This window comes from Planctomonas sp. JC2975, assembly GCF_012985205.1.
Lineage (GTDB): Bacteria > Actinomycetota > Actinomycetes > Actinomycetales > Microbacteriaceae > Humibacter.
Map to the genome: position 1 here is coordinate 449,545 of NZ_JABEKS010000001.1, position 14,435 is coordinate 463,979.

Annotated in this window: 20 protein-coding genes; 19 read left to right on the forward strand and 1 reads right to left on the reverse strand. The window is 64.9% G+C overall.

The window, feature by feature from the left end; translation table 11 throughout:
- The first annotated feature begins 38 nt into the window (after window positions 1-38).
- From HII28_RS02095 to HII28_RS02110, 4 genes are all read left to right on the forward strand, one after another.
- Window positions 39-689, forward strand: a complete 651-nt coding sequence (locus HII28_RS02095) for a hypothetical protein (protein ID WP_170023901.1) — start codon at window positions 39-41, stop codon at window positions 687-689.
- Window positions 686-895, forward strand: a complete 210-nt coding sequence (locus HII28_RS02100) for a hypothetical protein (protein ID WP_170023902.1) — start codon at window positions 686-688, stop codon at window positions 893-895. The genes HII28_RS02095 and HII28_RS02100 overlap by 4 nt, the downstream gene beginning before the upstream one ends.
- Window positions 896-1,035: 140 nt before the next feature.
- Window positions 1,036-1,602 (forward strand): helix-turn-helix domain-containing protein, encoded by a 567-nt coding sequence (locus HII28_RS02105; RefSeq protein ID WP_170023903.1) that lies wholly within the window; start codon window positions 1,036-1,038, stop codon window positions 1,600-1,602.
- A complete protein-coding gene (locus HII28_RS02110; RefSeq protein WP_170023904.1) occupies window positions 1,595-2,173 on the forward strand; it encodes a hypothetical protein in 579 nt (192 codons plus the stop codon). The genes HII28_RS02105 and HII28_RS02110 overlap by 8 nt, the downstream gene beginning before the upstream one ends.
- 270 nt (window positions 2,174-2,443) lie before the next feature.
- On the opposite strand, the gene HII28_RS02115 is transcribed toward HII28_RS02110, so the two are convergent.
- A complete protein-coding gene (locus HII28_RS02115) occupies window positions 2,444-2,968 on the reverse strand; it encodes a hypothetical protein (protein ID WP_170023905.1) in 525 nt (174 codons plus the stop codon).
- A gap of 168 nt (window positions 2,969-3,136) precedes the next feature.
- On the opposite strand from HII28_RS02115, the gene HII28_RS02120 reads away from it, so the two are divergent.
- From HII28_RS02120 to HII28_RS02190, 15 genes are all read left to right on the forward strand, one after another.
- Window positions 3,137-3,292 (forward strand): hypothetical protein, encoded by a 156-nt coding sequence (locus HII28_RS02120; RefSeq protein ID WP_170023906.1) that lies wholly within the window; start codon window positions 3,137-3,139, stop codon window positions 3,290-3,292.
- Entirely contained in the window at window positions 3,289-3,474 is a 186-nt protein-coding gene (locus HII28_RS02125) for a hypothetical protein (RefSeq protein ID WP_170023907.1), read from the forward strand. The genes HII28_RS02120 and HII28_RS02125 overlap by 4 nt, the downstream gene beginning before the upstream one ends.
- 596 nt (window positions 3,475-4,070) lie before the next feature.
- A complete protein-coding gene (locus HII28_RS02130) occupies window positions 4,071-4,448 on the forward strand; it encodes a phage terminase small subunit P27 family (protein WP_205864538.1) in 378 nt (125 codons plus the stop codon).
- Between the two features lie 719 nt (window positions 4,449-5,167).
- Window positions 5,168-6,847, forward strand: coding sequence for a terminase TerL endonuclease subunit (locus tag HII28_RS02140; protein ID WP_170023910.1), 1,680 nt, complete (start codon window positions 5,168-5,170; stop codon window positions 6,845-6,847).
- A 14-nt stretch (window positions 6,848-6,861) separates the two neighbouring features.
- Window positions 6,862-7,089 (forward strand): hypothetical protein, encoded by a 228-nt coding sequence (locus HII28_RS02145; protein WP_170023911.1) that lies wholly within the window; start codon window positions 6,862-6,864, stop codon window positions 7,087-7,089.
- Window positions 7,086-9,167, forward strand: coding sequence for a phage portal protein (locus tag HII28_RS02150; protein ID WP_170023912.1), 2,082 nt, complete (start codon window positions 7,086-7,088; stop codon window positions 9,165-9,167). The genes HII28_RS02145 and HII28_RS02150 overlap by 4 nt, the downstream gene beginning before the upstream one ends.
- Window positions 9,164-10,369: a hypothetical protein gene (locus HII28_RS02155; RefSeq protein ID WP_170023913.1), complete on the forward strand. Its 1,206-nt coding sequence runs from the start codon at window positions 9,164-9,166 to the stop codon at window positions 10,367-10,369. Before HII28_RS02150 ends, HII28_RS02155 begins: the two co-directional genes overlap by 4 nt.
- Before the next feature lie 75 nt (window positions 10,370-10,444).
- Window positions 10,445-11,671: a phage major capsid protein gene (locus HII28_RS02160; protein ID WP_170023914.1), complete on the forward strand. Its 1,227-nt coding sequence runs from the start codon at window positions 10,445-10,447 to the stop codon at window positions 11,669-11,671.
- Between the two features lie 61 nt (window positions 11,672-11,732).
- On the forward strand, window positions 11,733-11,855 hold the full coding sequence (locus tag HII28_RS20420; protein ID WP_277348393.1) for a hypothetical protein: 123 nt from the start codon (window positions 11,733-11,735) through the stop codon (window positions 11,853-11,855).
- A gap of 3 nt (window positions 11,856-11,858) precedes the next feature.
- The gene (locus HII28_RS02165) at window positions 11,859-12,461 is read left to right on the forward strand and encodes a hypothetical protein (protein ID WP_170023915.1); all 603 of its coding nucleotides are present in this window, start codon (window positions 11,859-11,861) and stop codon (window positions 12,459-12,461) included.
- Window positions 12,458-12,802 carry a hypothetical protein gene (locus tag HII28_RS02170; RefSeq protein WP_170023916.1) on the forward strand — a complete coding sequence of 115 codons (345 nt, stop codon included), beginning with the start codon at window positions 12,458-12,460 and terminating at the stop codon, window positions 12,800-12,802. The genes HII28_RS02165 and HII28_RS02170 overlap by 4 nt, the downstream gene beginning before the upstream one ends.
- Entirely contained in the window at window positions 12,802-13,119 is a 318-nt protein-coding gene (locus HII28_RS02175) for a hypothetical protein (RefSeq protein WP_170023917.1), read from the forward strand. The genes HII28_RS02170 and HII28_RS02175 overlap by 1 nt, the downstream gene beginning before the upstream one ends.
- 2 nt (window positions 13,120-13,121) lie before the next feature.
- Window positions 13,122-13,535 carry a DUF3168 domain-containing protein gene (locus tag HII28_RS02180; protein WP_170023918.1) on the forward strand — a complete coding sequence of 138 codons (414 nt, stop codon included), beginning with the start codon at window positions 13,122-13,124 and terminating at the stop codon, window positions 13,533-13,535.
- 24 nt (window positions 13,536-13,559) lie between these two features.
- On the forward strand, window positions 13,560-14,126 hold the full coding sequence (locus tag HII28_RS02185) for a hypothetical protein (protein ID WP_170023919.1): 567 nt from the start codon (window positions 13,560-13,562) through the stop codon (window positions 14,124-14,126).
- Window positions 14,123-14,431: a hypothetical protein gene (locus HII28_RS02190; RefSeq protein WP_170023920.1), complete on the forward strand. Its 309-nt coding sequence runs from the start codon at window positions 14,123-14,125 to the stop codon at window positions 14,429-14,431. Before HII28_RS02185 ends, HII28_RS02190 begins: the two co-directional genes overlap by 4 nt.
- Window positions 14,432-14,435: the final 4 nt, after the last annotated feature.

Sequence of the window (14,435 nt, forward strand, 5' to 3'; positions counted from 1 at the left end):
TGGTGGCTGGAACACACGAGCAATGAGCAGCCCGCAGCGTGACCAACACCAAGCCCGAGAGAGGACCAACCGGCGTCATGAGCTATCTCGAATGCATCACCAACGAACTCGAGGGAGTCCGATCCTGCACCGTCAAGGATGAGCATCGAGACAACTGCCAGTACGAGCAGTGCGGCGGATGCTTACCTCAGCCTTCCCGGGTTGGGCTGCTCTGTCTCCGTTGCTGGCGTCGCCTCGAAGTGACACTCGCGGAGTGGTACCTCGCGGAGAATGTCATCGCCTCCCATACGACGCTAATCAGTCACGACAACGCGGGCGTGCACGGCCACCAGGATGGGTACGTCAACCTGCCGATGACAACCCTCGCGGTTGACGAAGTGCGGTCATACCTTCGTGGTGCCCCCGCGGAGGCCGAAGCGTGGGTGTCATCGACGTCCGGAGCGACGAACGCTGTCCGTTTCAGCATTTGCGCCGAGCGTGCGCTTAGGGCATTTCCCATCCAAGAGCGAGAGCGTCCCTTGCGTCGCATGCGTTGCCCGAACCCAGTCCACGGCGCCTACCCGCCAATTGTGCAGTGGATCCCGCCCCAAGCATTCGCGGACCCCATCACAGTGAGATGCATCTGCGGTTGGGAACAGAGCGACCAGGACAAGATCGACGACATCTTGGCGATAGAGGCGATCCATTGAAACCCTGGCTCACCTTCCATGAGGCCGCCCTCATCACCGGACGATCCAAGCGCACGCTCCGACGGTGGGTCGCTGCGCATCTCGTGGTCATCCGCGAGGAGAACGACACAACGCTGCTCCTCGCCGCCGACGTCATTGCAGTCGAGGCCCAGAAGACCGGTTACCGAAGGCATCCGACTTTTGCCCGATCACCTGAGGGGCGCTAGGCGAACACGGCGCGCACATGCCGAGGATGCGACGAACGTCGTGTCGGGTGATCAGAACGCGCTGACCTTCGGCGGCAATTGCTCGCACCTTCTGCGAGAAGGACACTGGCGCAACGCGACGAGTACGGGCACGCTTCGTCATGGCACCCGAGGAATTCTGGGATGCCGCTGTCAGCGAGCGGCCGAACGCGTTCGCCGGGTCCGCGCTCGCGTTTCGGCCCGCTGCTGGCTTCTGGAGCAGACACGAAAGGCGGACAGCCCCAATGAAACCTCAATCGGCCGAGGAGACCGTCTCGACTTCACTCGAGGTTGTCGAGCGGAGACCTTCCCGCGAGGAATGCTTGCGTGCCGCCGCGAAGATCCTTCTCGCCGCCGCAATTCGCATCGAGCGCGAACGCCTCGAACGCGAGCTGCGCGAGAGCTCTCCGCAAGAGAGCAGTGATTCGCGACCCCCTGCAGGGCTGCGCACACCATCGACCAGGACTAACGAGATTCCTGCAGCATTCGAGGCGGTTCGCCTGTACTCCGTGGCTTCAGTGGCGGACCACCTCCAGGTGTCACGCGGCTGGGTTTACGAGCGCATTAGTCGTGGCGAACTCAGGAAGGTCGAGCTCGGGGACATGACCGCGAAGACTCGGATCCGCGCTGACGACCTTCAACGCTTCGTCGATGACAGGACCTTTCCGAAGGAGGAACACGATGGCTGACAATCCGGATCCGGTGCAGTTCCCGTCTTGGGTCGACATGCTCGCCGCCGAGCGAAGGGGTCAGGAGGACCGACTCAAGGAGAACCTCGCGGCACACCCCAAGACGTGGGAAGCCGTAAGGTGCGGGCTCGGCCGAGATATCTACCCGCTCGCGTTGATCGGGTCCGCACATCTCATGGATCTCGACGAGCTTGCTAAGGCGGTAGTAGACGCGTGGACGATGCCAGACAGCCCGCAGACTCAGCTCAGCCACCGCGACTGGCTCGGCTACTTCAACGAGGTCGGATACCTCGACAACGCCACTCGCCGGCCATTCCCGACTGAGAGCATCACCGTCTGGCGAGGAGCAACGCCGTCGAGGCGTCGACGATGGTCGTGGACCACAGACCGTGAACGTGCAGCCTGGTTCGCGAACCGCCTAACATATGCCGGGCTGGATGCCCGTGTCTGGACGCTCACAGCCCCGCCAAGTGCACGGCTCGCCCACTTCCACGGCGGAGACTCCCGAGACGAAGATGAGCACGTCATCAACACCAGCGGTTTAAGCCTCGCTGAGGTTACGCATGGCTGACTTCTGCGCTGATTCCTCGATGCCAGGTGCCTGCGCTTCAAGTCCGAAGCAAGGAACATGGCTACATCTCCGCCGCCAGCGATCGTGAGACTCGCCTCGGGTCCGGCGATAAGGAGGCGAACGCCGTGCGGGCCGCCGATTCACGACACGCCAGCCATCATGACTGGACCGGTTCAATATGTCCAATGTGACCGCACCAGAATGAAAGAGTGCCCGTAGTGGGCAACCCAAAACCCCGGGGATCTGCCAACGCGGTCGCCGGGGTTTTCCTCATGCCTTGGGCCCTATTGAATCGCGAAGTGCTTCAGTGAGGCCAGGGAGACGTCCGCGCGACCGCGGTGACTGGTCGAGCGGCAGCGCCACGACGGGCGCATCTTCGTGCACAACGACCACACGGAGATCTCCGGGCCATGACTCGAACGGGTCTCTCGACCCGAACACGCTGGTCTCGGCCTGCACGCCGATAGCCTTGATCCGCTCGCGTGGATACGCAATGGGCACCACGTCGCCGCCCTCAGCGACGTCGCTGAGGATGATCCGCGTGCCGGTGAAGACAACCACTCGAGCGAGGGTGTCTCCGTCCTGTCGAGACGCCGTGACGTATTCGACGGGCTCGCCATTCAGCATCCAGGCCAGGCTCGACAAGAGCACCCCGTACCAACGCGGCAGATCAGGTTGCATCGCAATATCCCGCCAGGTGTTCATCATCTTGAACTCGGACTCGTGCAGATCTTGTGCCGTTGTGAGGAACGGCTCCGGGATATTGACCATGCCGCTCACAGTCGCAGAGGTCAACCGCTCGCACTATCCCGCGAACAGGTCACCAGCCCTGATCTTGCCGTCGCTGCGTCAACACGGCGCGGCATGGAACGTCGCCCGTGAAGAACGCTCATGACGCCGCTCACCTTTCCGGCGAGGCGTATCTGCGCAGCGACGGCACACACACCCACCCGAGGAGTTGACATGGCTGACGCCAAGACCGACACAACGCCGGACACTGCACCCGAGACCACTGCACCCGAGGCAACAGCGCCCACGAGCGAGCAACCTGAGTGGCCGAAGATCGAGCCCGAAGCACCCAAGGGCTACGACCAGACGACGGGAGCGTTCACCGCATGATGGCCACGCCGACGCCTCGCACGCTCGAATACACGCGCACGCTCGGTGAGTTCACGGAGACAGTACTCATCCCGATCCAGCACGGTGCGCACGGCGACATCATCGAGGTCACACCCGAAGCAATGGACACCCTGCTCCGTGCAGCCGGGTACGTCCAGCGTGCCGACGAGTACGTGATCTGACCATGCCGTACAGAGCACCGACAATCTGCGCTGAGCAGGGCTGCGGTGCACTCGTCTACGACGGCAACCGATGCGAAGAACACCGCACCGAACGCCGACGCGAAGCAGACCGACGCCGACCCAACGGAACCGCACGCGGATACACACGCGAATGGGCAGCGTTCTCCAAGAACTACCTGGCACACCACCCGTACTGCACCTCACCCGAGTGCACACGACTACCACTATGGCAACGCCCCGAGAGCACCGACGTCGACCACATGCACGGGCACTCACGCACCTGCCCCCACGCATACGACGAGCAACACCTGCAAGCCCTCTGCCACCCATGCCACGCGAAGAAAACAACACGCGAAGACGGATCATTCGGCAGAACACCAGCGACGCAACGCTGCCAAGGGTGACGACGACGACCGACCACACCGGTAGGGGTCAACGAATCTCTACCGGTGTGAGCCCGAAGCCCGTCTGGGCAGTCTCGCGCGTTGCGTCTCACTACGTCGATAGGGGGGTCTGTCGTGCCTCGAGCTACTGCACCGGCCGCTCTGCGGCTCATCGGAGGGCGTAGCGTCGGCCGCGATTCGGGTGGGCGCGAGGTGGCAGAGCCTCCGAAGTTCAAGCGCTTGCCGCCCGTCGCACCCGAGTGGCTATCCCCCGAGGCACACGCGGAATGGGATCGGGTCGTGCCTGAACTCTCACGACTCGAAGTGCTCAAGAGCGAGGATCGCGCCGCGCTGGCTGCGTACTGCGAGACGTGGGCGACGTTCGTCGAGGCGACGCGCATCATTGCAACTGAGGGGCTGACGATCGAGGCGAAGCAGGGCACCCTGCCGCACCCGGCGGTCGGCATTGCTCGCAACGCAGGGCGCGAGCTCCGAACGTGGGCCGGCCAGTTCGGGCTGACCCCCGCCGCGGAGAACAGCCTCGGCATCAAGGGCGAAGACGAGGGCGATCAGAGCGACCCATTCGCCTAACTGCCCGGTAGGATCAGAAAGTCCCCGCACCTGTTGGCGCAGGCCGGGGTTTGGCTAGACCGGTTAGGGGTCCAACGTGGTCAAGAATACTTGTTCAGTCCCCGGATGTGACTATCCGACGCGGACGCCTTCGGTAGATCTGTGCGGTGCGCACTACGAGCGCAAGCGCAAGACCGGCTCGACGAGCCCCGAAGTACCCGTGAAGCGATTGAGGACATCCTGCGCAGTGGCGGGATGCGATCGTCGGCACGAATCGCTGGGGTATTGCGCGCTGCATTACGACAGGCTCCGCAAGACCGGCGATGTCCGAGCCGCAGTACCGCCGCGAATTGTTCGCGCTGTGGTCAGGGACGACGCGGGGGCGCGATGGTGCCACGTCTGCGAGCAGTGGCTTGCCGAGGTGGAATTCGATAAGGCGAACGTCTGCATCCGTTGCCGCCAAGTGAGCAACTTTGGCCTGAATCGCCTCCAGTGGGAGGCGATATTCGAAGCGCAAGGCCGCGTCTGTGCGATCTGTAGTTCGGACTCACCGGGTGGAAGCGGCTGGGCCACAGACCACGACCATTCATGTTGTCCCGGATCGCGTGCGACCTGCGGTCGATGCGTTCGAGGGATTCTCTGCTCCCGATGCAATACCGGCATCGGCTTACTTCATGATGACCCGGAGATTCTGATAGCGGCCGCTGCGTATGTGCGGAGTTATCGGGAGGTGAAGCACCATGGAGAGCAGCCCGGAAGTGCTGGCCTACATGGAGGCCCGAGGCATTCCGCTCGCTGATTGCCCGCCAAGGGTAATGACGCCCGAACCGCGCAACGTGAAGGGCGCTGGATTCGACTTCGAGCGGGTCGACAAGGTGCTGAAGGCCTTCCGCGCACTGCGGCATGTCAGCGGCCAGTGGGCCGGATCTCCATTGGTCCCTGACCCCTGGCAGATCCAGTACATCATCGCGCCGGTCTTCGGCTGGGTTGTCTGGGATGAGGATGCCGGCGGTTACGTCCGCATCATCCGGCAGCTCTACGTCGATGTGCCTCGCAAGAATGGCAAGTCGACGCTGGTCGGCGGGTTCGCGATCTACATGCTCGCGGCCGACGGCGAGGAGGGCGCGCAGATCGTCACCGCGGCGACCAGCGAGCGTCAGGCCGGGTTCGTGTTCAACCCGATCAAGACGCTCGCGGATAAGGCGCCCACGCTGAAGAAGCATGTGCGCACGGTCGGCAAGAAGGTGCTGCACCCGCGCTCGGGTTCGTACATCGAGGTTGTTTCGTCGGTCGCCGACGCGCAGCATGGCGCGAACCTGCATTTCGTGTGCGTCGACGAGTTGCACGTGCACAAGACACCGGATCTCGTGGAGACGCTTGAGACCGGCACCGGCTCCCGCCGGCAACCGCTGGTCTGCATCATCACGACGGCGGACAGCGGCAAGCCGGGCACTATCTACGCGCGGAAACGTGAGTACATCGAGCAGCTTGCGCGGGGCGCGATCAAGGATCCGTCGACGTACGGCGTCGTCTGGGCGGCCGAGAAAGGCGCTGACCCGTTCGTCGAGGCGACGTGGAAGTCAGCGAACCCGGGATATGGGATCTCGCCGACGCGCTCGTACATGAAGTCCGAGGCGGCGAAGGCGCAGAACTCGCCCGCGGATCGTGCGAAGTTCGAGCGTCTGCACCTCGGGCTGCGGACGAAGCAGGAGACGAAGTACCTCAAGCTGGACGTCTGGGATCGCAACGCGTCGCTCGTGTACGAGGACAAGCTCAAGGGCAGGGACGCGTTCGGTGGTCTCGACCTCGCGTCGACGTCGGACCTCACCGCCCTGTGCTGGCTGTTCCCGTCCGAGGAGCGCGGCGGGTTCGATGCGCTGTGGCGGATCTGGACGCCGGAGGCGAACCTCGAGGACCTCGACAAGCGGACGGCCGGCGAAGCGACCGTGTGGGTCCGTGAGGGGCTGCTGACCGTGACACCGGGGAACGTCGCCGACTACGACGCAGTCCGCACGCAGATCAACCACGACCGGGAAGCGTTCAACGTCCGCGGCATCGCGTTCGACCCGTGGAACTCGTCGCAGCTCGTCAACGACCTACTTTCCGATGGGGCGCCGATGATCAAGACGGCGCAGACGCTGCAGAAGCTGTCGGCCCCGACGAAAGAGCTGCAGAAGGTGCTCCTCGAGGGCACTGTCGAGAAGCCGTTGTTCCGGCATGGCGGGAACAAGGCTGTGCGGTGGCAGGCCGACAACTTCGCGGTGTGGATGGATGCCAACGGGAACGTGAAGCCGGACAAGGCGCACGCCGCGGACAAGATCGACGCGATCGCTGCCGCCGTGAATGCCATGTCGCTGGTGCTCGGGCTCGAGCCGAAGAAGCGATCCAAGTACGAAGACGAGGACCTCGCGGTCATCTAGAGGAGGCACTCGCCATGGGTCGACGCGACAAGCTCATCCGCCAGCACCTCCGCGAGCGTTTCGTGGTCACGCTGCGCAATGGTGAGTCGTTCGACGGGCTGCTCGTCGACGCCGACGAGAAGACCTATCGCATGGTCGACGTGGTGGCTGTTGGCGAGCGTAGCCGTGTCGCCGTCGATGGCGAGCTGTTCCTTCCGCGTGCTGACGTGCTGTACCTGCAGAAGCCGGGAGGTGTCGCGTGATCATCTCTGGCGGCCAAGCTCTCGACTTCGCACCTCAGGCTCTCGGCGAGACCACGCCGACTCTCTCGAACGGTTACTTCTACGCGCAGCAGGGTCTCGGGCTGCTGAATCAGTTCGCCACGTATGCGGCCCTGTATCGTGCGCAGCCGGCTATCGCGACGCTTGTGGACAAGATCGCGAATGCTGCCGCGCGCCTCACGGTGAAGGTCTGGGATGTCACCGGGGACGGACGTGTTCAGGACACGTCGTCGGCGTACGCGAAGCTGATCGCCCGGCCGTCGACTGAGATGTCTCCGTACGCGTTCTGGCGGTGGACGTTCTCGACCTATGAGGTCTTCGGTGAGGCGTTCTGGTACAAGCAGCGCGCCAACATCGCGAAGGATTCGTTCGGACGCACCGTCCAGTCCGGCCCGGTCGTGAATCTGCTGCCGATGCACCCGTCCCGGGTGGCTGTGCACCGCAAGGAGGACGGCCAGGTCGAGTACATCTTCACTCTCGGTGTCGCCTCTGCTGGGATCCTGTACGCGCCTGAGGAGGACGTCGTCCCGTTCCTCCGGTACAACCCGGAGAACCTGATGCGCGGGCTGTCGCGGCTTGAGCCGTTACGGTCGACGCTGCTGAACGAGGACGCTGCCCGCCGCGCGAACGCGTCTTGGTGGCTGCGTGGCGCTCGCCCGTCGGCGGTGATCACGCACCCCGGCGAGCTGTCCGCGACCGCGCAGGACCGTCTGAAGGCGAAGTTCGACGCGGCGCACGGCGGCGTGGACAACATGGCCGGCACGGTTGTGCTCGAAGAGGGCATGACCCTTGTGGCGATGCAGCTCAACGCCGAGGAGATGCAGTACATCGAGTCACGGAAGATGAACCTGCAGGAAGCGTGCATGGTCTTCGACGTGCCGCCGCCTGTGGTGCACATCCTCGATCACGCGACGTTCTCGAACATCACCGAGCAGATGCGCTCGATGTACCGGGACACGATGTCGCCGCGGCTGGAGGACATGGAGTCCGTCATTGACTACGCACTCCTGCCGGAGTTCTTCGCCCCTGGCGCCCGGGAAACCGAGTTCGACATGACCGAGGTTCTCCGCGGCGACTTCGAGACCCGCGCCGACAAGGCGGTCACTCTTCGCCAGTCGGGCATCTTCACCGGCAATCAGGCGCTCGAGATTGTGGGCATGCCGAAGTCGGATGACCCGGAGATGGACAAGGTGTACGCGAACGCGGCTCTTGTCCCGCTGGGTGTGCCGGCGCAGCGCGTGTCGATCACGGAGGCTGTGCCGCCGGATCCGCAGCAGGCGGCGCAGGCGCAGCAGAGCGCGCGGGGTGCGCAGGAGGCCGCCAGCGACGCAGCCGCCTCGGAGATCTCGAAGGCGGTCACGGTTCGCAGCGTGATGGGAAAACTCGCACGGGTCAAGGGCTCGAAGTCCGCGATCCGTGACGCCCTGACCGACGAGCACCGTAAGGAGCTCGGGAAGCTGTTCGACCGTCAGCGGGCATCCGTGAAAGCGGCGCTGACAACGAAGACGGCTGGCGTGTTCGACCCGTCTGCATGGGACGGCGACCTGGCCAGCATCCTGCACACCCTGTCGCAGGCGACCGCGCAAGCGATCGGCGCGAAGGTGGCGGCCGACCTCGGCGGCAAGTACTCGAGTGACGAGATCACCGAATGGCTGCTCTCCAACTCGCAGGCGACGGCGAAGAAGATCAACCAGGCCACGGCCGACGAGATCACGGCGGCGCTCGAGCGAGCCGCGGATGACGACGAGTCGGACGACGACACGATCGACGGTCTGTTCGACGGAACGATCGAGGCACGAAAGAACCAGATCTCCCTCACTCGTGTGCTCGTCGTCGGCGGGCTCGCCGCGCTCGTCGCCGCGCGCCTGTCCGGCGCCCGCACGAAGACATGGAGCACTGGACCGAATCCACGAGCCGATCACGCCGAGATGAACGGCGAAACCGTCCCGCTCGGTGAGCTGTTCTCCAACGGGATGAACGGCCCCGGCGACTACAGCGGCGGCGCGGACGAGGTTGCCGGCTGCAACTGCGATCTCGACTTCAGCACGGAGGAATCATGAAGATCACCCAGAAGGACGCGTCGATCACGAATACTGACGACGAGTTCCCGGGCTCGTTCGAGGTCGTGCTCTCGGCACCGACGAAGGACCGGGATGGGGACACGCTGCTGCCCGACGAGTGGAAGCAGCCCCTCCCGGACAAGATCACGTTCGATAGTGACCACGGCATGTCTGTGGCGACAACCGTCGGGTCCGGTGTTCCCTCGATCAACGACGCGGGCGAGCTGGTCGTGTCTGGCACCTACTCGTCGCTGCCGCGAGCGCAGGAGGTGCGCACCCTCGTGAACGAGGGGCACATCAACACGACGTCTGTCGCGTTCATGACGGAGCGATCGACGGCGAAGGATGGAACGAAGACCGTCACCCGTGAGCTGCTGAATGGTGCATTCGTGGCCATCCCTTCCAACAGAGAGGCGCTCGTGCTCTCGTCAAAGGCAGCAACGGTGAAGGTTGGCGCTCGCAACTCTGCGACCGACGCCGAGCACATCCAAGCGATCCACGACCACGCGGTCGCTCTCGGCGCGAAGCCCAGTACGGAGGATGACGAGAAGAAGTCATTCACGGTCGACCGGAAGACGGTCGGCGGGTCGTTCGAAGAGGCGCAGTGCGCGCTCGGCGACGCCGTGCACGCCTTGTACCCGACGGACGACATCTGGGCGTACGTCGTGGCAACTTTCCCTGACTCCGTCGTTTACCGCGTCAGCGGTGGCGCAGATACGGGCCAGTGGCAGGCGAGCTACACCATCGGCGACGACGGCACTGCAACACTCGGCACGCCGGAGAGGGTCAACCTCGTCGAGCAGATCCTGCCCGTGTCGAAGAGCGTGCATCGCAAGGACGCTGACACGGACGCGGATGATGACCCGGCCGACCTGATCTCCGCGACGGATGCCGCGATCGATGAAGCGATCGACCTGTTCTCCACGGTCGATCTCACAGACTTGCCGCCTGCCGTCGCGCAGGCGGTCGCGCTTGTCCAGGCGGCGGACACCGCCATCGACAAGCTCATGAGCGTGGTCGGGATTCCCGACCCGGACGAAGATGCCGACACTGCCGGCGCATCTTCCGCCCCCGTGGCCGGCGCTGCGAAAGCAGCCCCCGCCGCCGGCACGAAGGATGCCCCCGCCGAAGAAGCCGAATCGGTTACGGCCAAGGACCTCGAAGCGCAAGCTCTCCGGATCCAGGCCGCGCAGTTCATCTAGTTCACCCTCTTCGGCAACTCAAGGCACCCCGACCGGGTGCCTTTTTTGTTGCCCGGAAACTGATTGGAGGCTGCCATGTCGGCAGTTATCGAAGCCAAGCGGGCGATGGCCGAGCTTGGTACCAAGGCGCGGCAGGTCGTCAACGACGAGTCGCTGACGAACGCCGAGAAGAAGACGCGTCTCGACGCGTACCAGGAAGAGCTCAAGGGCTACAGCGAGACCATCGCCGTGCACGAGCAGGCACAGCGTCTGCTCTCCGGCGGCGACGCTGCACCCGAGGCCACCGCGCCCACTGTCGAGCGTCGTTCGTTCGCTCAGCAGGTCGTCGAGTCCGACGGCTACAAGTCGATGATCAGCAAGGGCGTCCAGGGAGTCCAGATCGAGGTCAAGGCAGCGGCCACCATCGACGAGGGAATCATCCCGACGTTCTCGGGCGGTGCCGGTCTCGCCGGTCAGCTCGTCGCGCCGCAGCTTCTCCCGGGCATCGTCCCGCTGAAGTTCCAGCCCCTCACCATCGCGGACCTGCTCGCGCAGGGCACGACGAGCTCCAGTTCGATCAGCTACGTGATTGAGGCCGCGTTCCAGGACCTCACCGGGGCCGTGCTGGAGAAGGGCGCGATCCCGCAGCTCGACCTCACCCTCGCGCGTCGTCAGGACAACGTCGGGAAGATCGCGAACATCGCGAAGCCGACCGTCGAGATGTTCCAGGACGCGGAGCAGTTCCAGGCGTACCTGCAGAACCGCATGGTGTTCGGCATCCAGCGCAAGGAAGAGAGCGCGCTGCTGAACGGCAACGGAACGGCACCGAACGTGCTCGGCATCCTGAACCGCTCCGGCCTTGCGACCCCCGTGGTCACGGCCGCCGGCCTCACCGCGGTGAAGGCGATGGAGGGCATCTTCAACCAGATCACCGCCCTTCGCGCCGTGTCGTTCGTCGAGCCGGATGCGATCGTCATCCACCCGACGGACTGGCAGACGATCCGTCTCGGCAAGGACAGCCAGGGCCAGTACTACGCCGGTGGCCCCTTCACCGGCGCGTACGGCAACCCGGGCCCGGCGAACGTCGCCAACCTGTGGGGCGTGAAGACGGTCATCACGACCGCGATCGCGCAGGGCACCGTCCTCGTCGGCGGATTCCAGGAGTCGGGCCAGGTGTTCCGCCGCAACGGAATCACCCTCGACATGACCAACTCGAACAACAACGACTTCGAGACCGACCTCGTCACGCTCAAGGCGGAGGAACGTCTCGCTCTCGCTGTGTACCGGCCCGCCGGGTTCGGAACCGTCACCCTCACCGCGTGATCCACCTGCGGGGCATCGGCTGCGCAAGTCGGTGCCCCGCACTCAACGAGAGGAGAGCGTCATGGCTCCCACCGATTACGTCTCGGACTACGAGACGCTCACCGGCAAGACCATCGAGACTAAGGTCATCGCCGCCCCCGAAACGCCCGAGGTCGCCCCGGCCACGACTGCTGAGGTTCAGTAGCTGATGCCGAACACGCTGCTCGCCAACGTCGAACAGCTCGGCGCGTACATGCAGACGACGTTGGCGAGCGGCGACCCCTCGGCGATCCTGTACCTGCAGATCGCGTCCGGCATGGTGCGCGACGCACTGCAGCAGGCTCTCGACGCGATCCAGGACGACATCGTCACCCTGGACCCGATCAACGGCGCATATATCGTGCTGCCCGAGCTTCCCGTCGTCTCGGTGACGCAGTTGGAGATTTTCGACGCCACGCAAGGCACCTGGACGACGGTGGATCCGAGCCTCTACACCGTCTCGACGCGTCTGGGCATCATCGCCGGTCGTCCGGGCTGCGGTGTCTTCTGGCCGCCGTCGCCGGGCTCGTGGCGTGTCACGTACTCGCACGGGTTCGTCACCGACTCGACCCCGATCGACGGTTTCGCTCAGCTTCCGTCGTCGATCCTCGGCGTCGTCCTCGGTGTCGCCGCACGCGCCTATTCCAGCCCCGTGAGCATCGAAAGCGAACGCATCGGCGGATACCAGGTCAAGTACGCGATGGAGGCCGACGGGTTCTCCGCTATCGAGGCGAAGACTCTGGCGAAGTACAAGGACGCGACCATCTCATGAGCGTGATCCGTCTGATGACGCAGCCCGTCATCGTGCAACTGATGGAACCTGGCCCGCCGGACGACTACGGAAACACGCCGCTGACCGCGCTGGGGCAGCCTGTCGACGAGCTCGGGTATCTCGACCAGAAAGACACCGTCGAGTACCTCAACGGCCGCGACACGACCGTCACGAAGTGGAAGGCGTTCCTCCACCCGGATTCCGTCGTGACGCCGCTCGCGGTGATCAGCTTCCCGGGGCAGGCGCAACCGTTCCAGGTCGATGGTCAGCCGTACCAGGTGTACAACCCGCGGACGCGGACGGTGTCGCACATCGAGGTCACGCTCACGACGGTGACGTGATGGCCGACGACGACATCCGATTCGAACCGGCCGAGGGGCTCGACGACAAGGTGCTCGAGCTGCCCCTGGTGGGTGCGAGTGCGGAGGAGATCGCGAATCGGATCGCCGAGGTCGCGCGTGACTCCGCCCCGGAAGAGACGGGCGAGTACGCGGCCGGGATCACCGTCCAGAAGACGAAGACCGGCGCCCGCGTCTTCGCATCCGACTTCAAGTCGGCGTGGCTCGAGTTCGGCGTTCCGTCGCGCGGTGTGCCCGCCCGGTTCATTCTCCGGCGCGCTGTCGAGGCGGCCGGGTACAAGTTCAAGAAGCGGAGCTGACGATGCCGAATCCCATCGTCGCCATCCCGGATGACGAGCTCGCGCTGCTGCAGTACCTCAAGGCACGGCCAGAGGTGCTCGCCCTCATCCCCGCGACGCAACTCAGCAGCGACATGCCGGCGAGCCCGGTGTATCCGATTGTGCTCGTCAACCGGGCAGGGGGGACGGCGCACGATCGCGCGTACATCGACGAGCCCGCTCTGCAGGTCGACGTGATGGCGTCCACGAAGCGTGCCGCGAAGCAGCTCACGAACGTGGTCCGCTCGGCGATCCTCGCGATCGCGAACGACGTCGTCGCGGAGGGGACGCTCGTGTCCGCCGCCGAAGAGGTCGGCCCCGGATGGCTGCCCGACACGATCTCCGTCCCGCCCGTGCCGCGCTACACGGCCCGCTACCAAGTCCTGCTCCACAAGTAACCCGCTCTCGAAAGGAGCACCACGATGCCCACGACTCCCACCCTCGACGCGACGCAGATCCGCGTCGCCGGCACGGGCGCGATCTGGAAAGCTCCCGTCGGGAGCACCGCGCCGACCGACTCCGTCACCGCCCTGGACGCCGCGTTCCACAACCTCGGCTTCGCGGCCAACGGGTTCACGGTCACGCCGTCACTGAAGACCACGCCCGTGATGGGCTGGCAGTCGGTGCAGGCGCTGCGGAACATCATCACGGAGCTGACCCGCAAGATCGCGTTCGAGCTGCAGCAGACGAACATGGACACCGCCGCGCTCGCGTGGGGCGGCACCGTCGTGCCCGGCACTGCCGGCGCCTACACCCTGCAGATCCCCGACCAGGTCGCGCTCATGGAGTACGCGTTCGTGATCGACTGGTCCGACGGCAGCGTCAGCCAGCGCATCTACATCCCGCGCGCCTCGCTCATCACCCTGCCGACGATCACCGGCACGCGCACGAAGGAAACCTCGTACGCGTTCGAGTTCCAGCCGCTCGTGCCCGCGACCGGCAACTCGATCCAGATCTTCGGTCTCGACCACGCGGTGTCCGGCGTATGAGCATCCTGAGCGAAGCGCCCGACGGCGCGGAGGTCATCGACCTTGCCGCGTCCCGTGCCGCGCGCGCCGAGGTCGACGCGACACTCCCGCCCGTGTTGCTGAAGATCGAAGCCGGGTACATCCAGGTCAAACGCGACCTCGACGTGCTGTGCGCGGAGGACTTCACCGCCGGGCGCTTCCGTACCGGGCTCGCGAAGCTGCTGCAGGATCCGGCCGACGTCGACGAGCTCGTCAAGCGTGGCCTGTCGAAGGACGACCTTTCCGCGATCGTCGCTCACGTCACCGGTTCGTCGCTGGGGGAATAACCGG

Excerpts from the sequence above, each read along its gene's own strand:
- HII28_RS02140 (WP_170023910.1), top strand. The coding sequence starts at position 5,168 with ATGGAGAGCAGCCCGGAAGTGCTGGCCTACATGGAGGCCCGAGGCATT.
- HII28_RS02120 (WP_170023906.1), top strand. The coding sequence starts at position 3,137 with ATGGCTGACGCCAAGACCGACACAACGCCGGACACTGCACCCGAGACC.
- HII28_RS02170 (WP_170023916.1), top strand. The coding sequence starts at position 12,458 with ATGAGCGTGATCCGTCTGATGACGCAGCCCGTCATCGTGCAACTGATG.
- HII28_RS02155 (WP_170023913.1), top strand. The coding sequence starts at position 9,164 with ATGAAGATCACCCAGAAGGACGCGTCGATCACGAATACTGACGACGAG.
- HII28_RS02145 (WP_170023911.1), top strand. The coding sequence starts at position 6,862 with ATGGGTCGACGCGACAAGCTCATCCGCCAGCACCTCCGCGAGCGTTTC.
- HII28_RS02125 (WP_170023907.1), top strand. The coding sequence starts at position 3,289 with ATGATGGCCACGCCGACGCCTCGCACGCTCGAATACACGCGCACGCTC.
- HII28_RS02105 (WP_170023903.1), top strand. The coding sequence starts at position 1,036 with ATGGCACCCGAGGAATTCTGGGATGCCGCTGTCAGCGAGCGGCCGAAC.
- HII28_RS02185 (WP_170023919.1), top strand. The coding sequence starts at position 13,560 with ATGCCCACGACTCCCACCCTCGACGCGACGCAGATCCGCGTCGCCGGC.
- HII28_RS02165 (WP_170023915.1), top strand. The coding sequence starts at position 11,859 with ATGCCGAACACGCTGCTCGCCAACGTCGAACAGCTCGGCGCGTACATG.
- HII28_RS02110 (WP_170023904.1), top strand. The coding sequence starts at position 1,595 with ATGGCTGACAATCCGGATCCGGTGCAGTTCCCGTCTTGGGTCGACATG.
- HII28_RS02190 (WP_170023920.1), top strand. The coding sequence starts at position 14,123 with ATGAGCATCCTGAGCGAAGCGCCCGACGGCGCGGAGGTCATCGACCTT.
- HII28_RS02160 (WP_170023914.1), top strand. The coding sequence starts at position 10,445 with ATGTCGGCAGTTATCGAAGCCAAGCGGGCGATGGCCGAGCTTGGTACC.
- HII28_RS02175 (WP_170023917.1), top strand. The coding sequence starts at position 12,802 with ATGGCCGACGACGACATCCGATTCGAACCGGCCGAGGGGCTCGACGAC.
- HII28_RS20420 (WP_277348393.1), top strand. The coding sequence starts at position 11,733 with ATGGCTCCCACCGATTACGTCTCGGACTACGAGACGCTCACCGGCAAG.
- HII28_RS02180 (WP_170023918.1), top strand. The coding sequence starts at position 13,122 with ATGCCGAATCCCATCGTCGCCATCCCGGATGACGAGCTCGCGCTGCTG.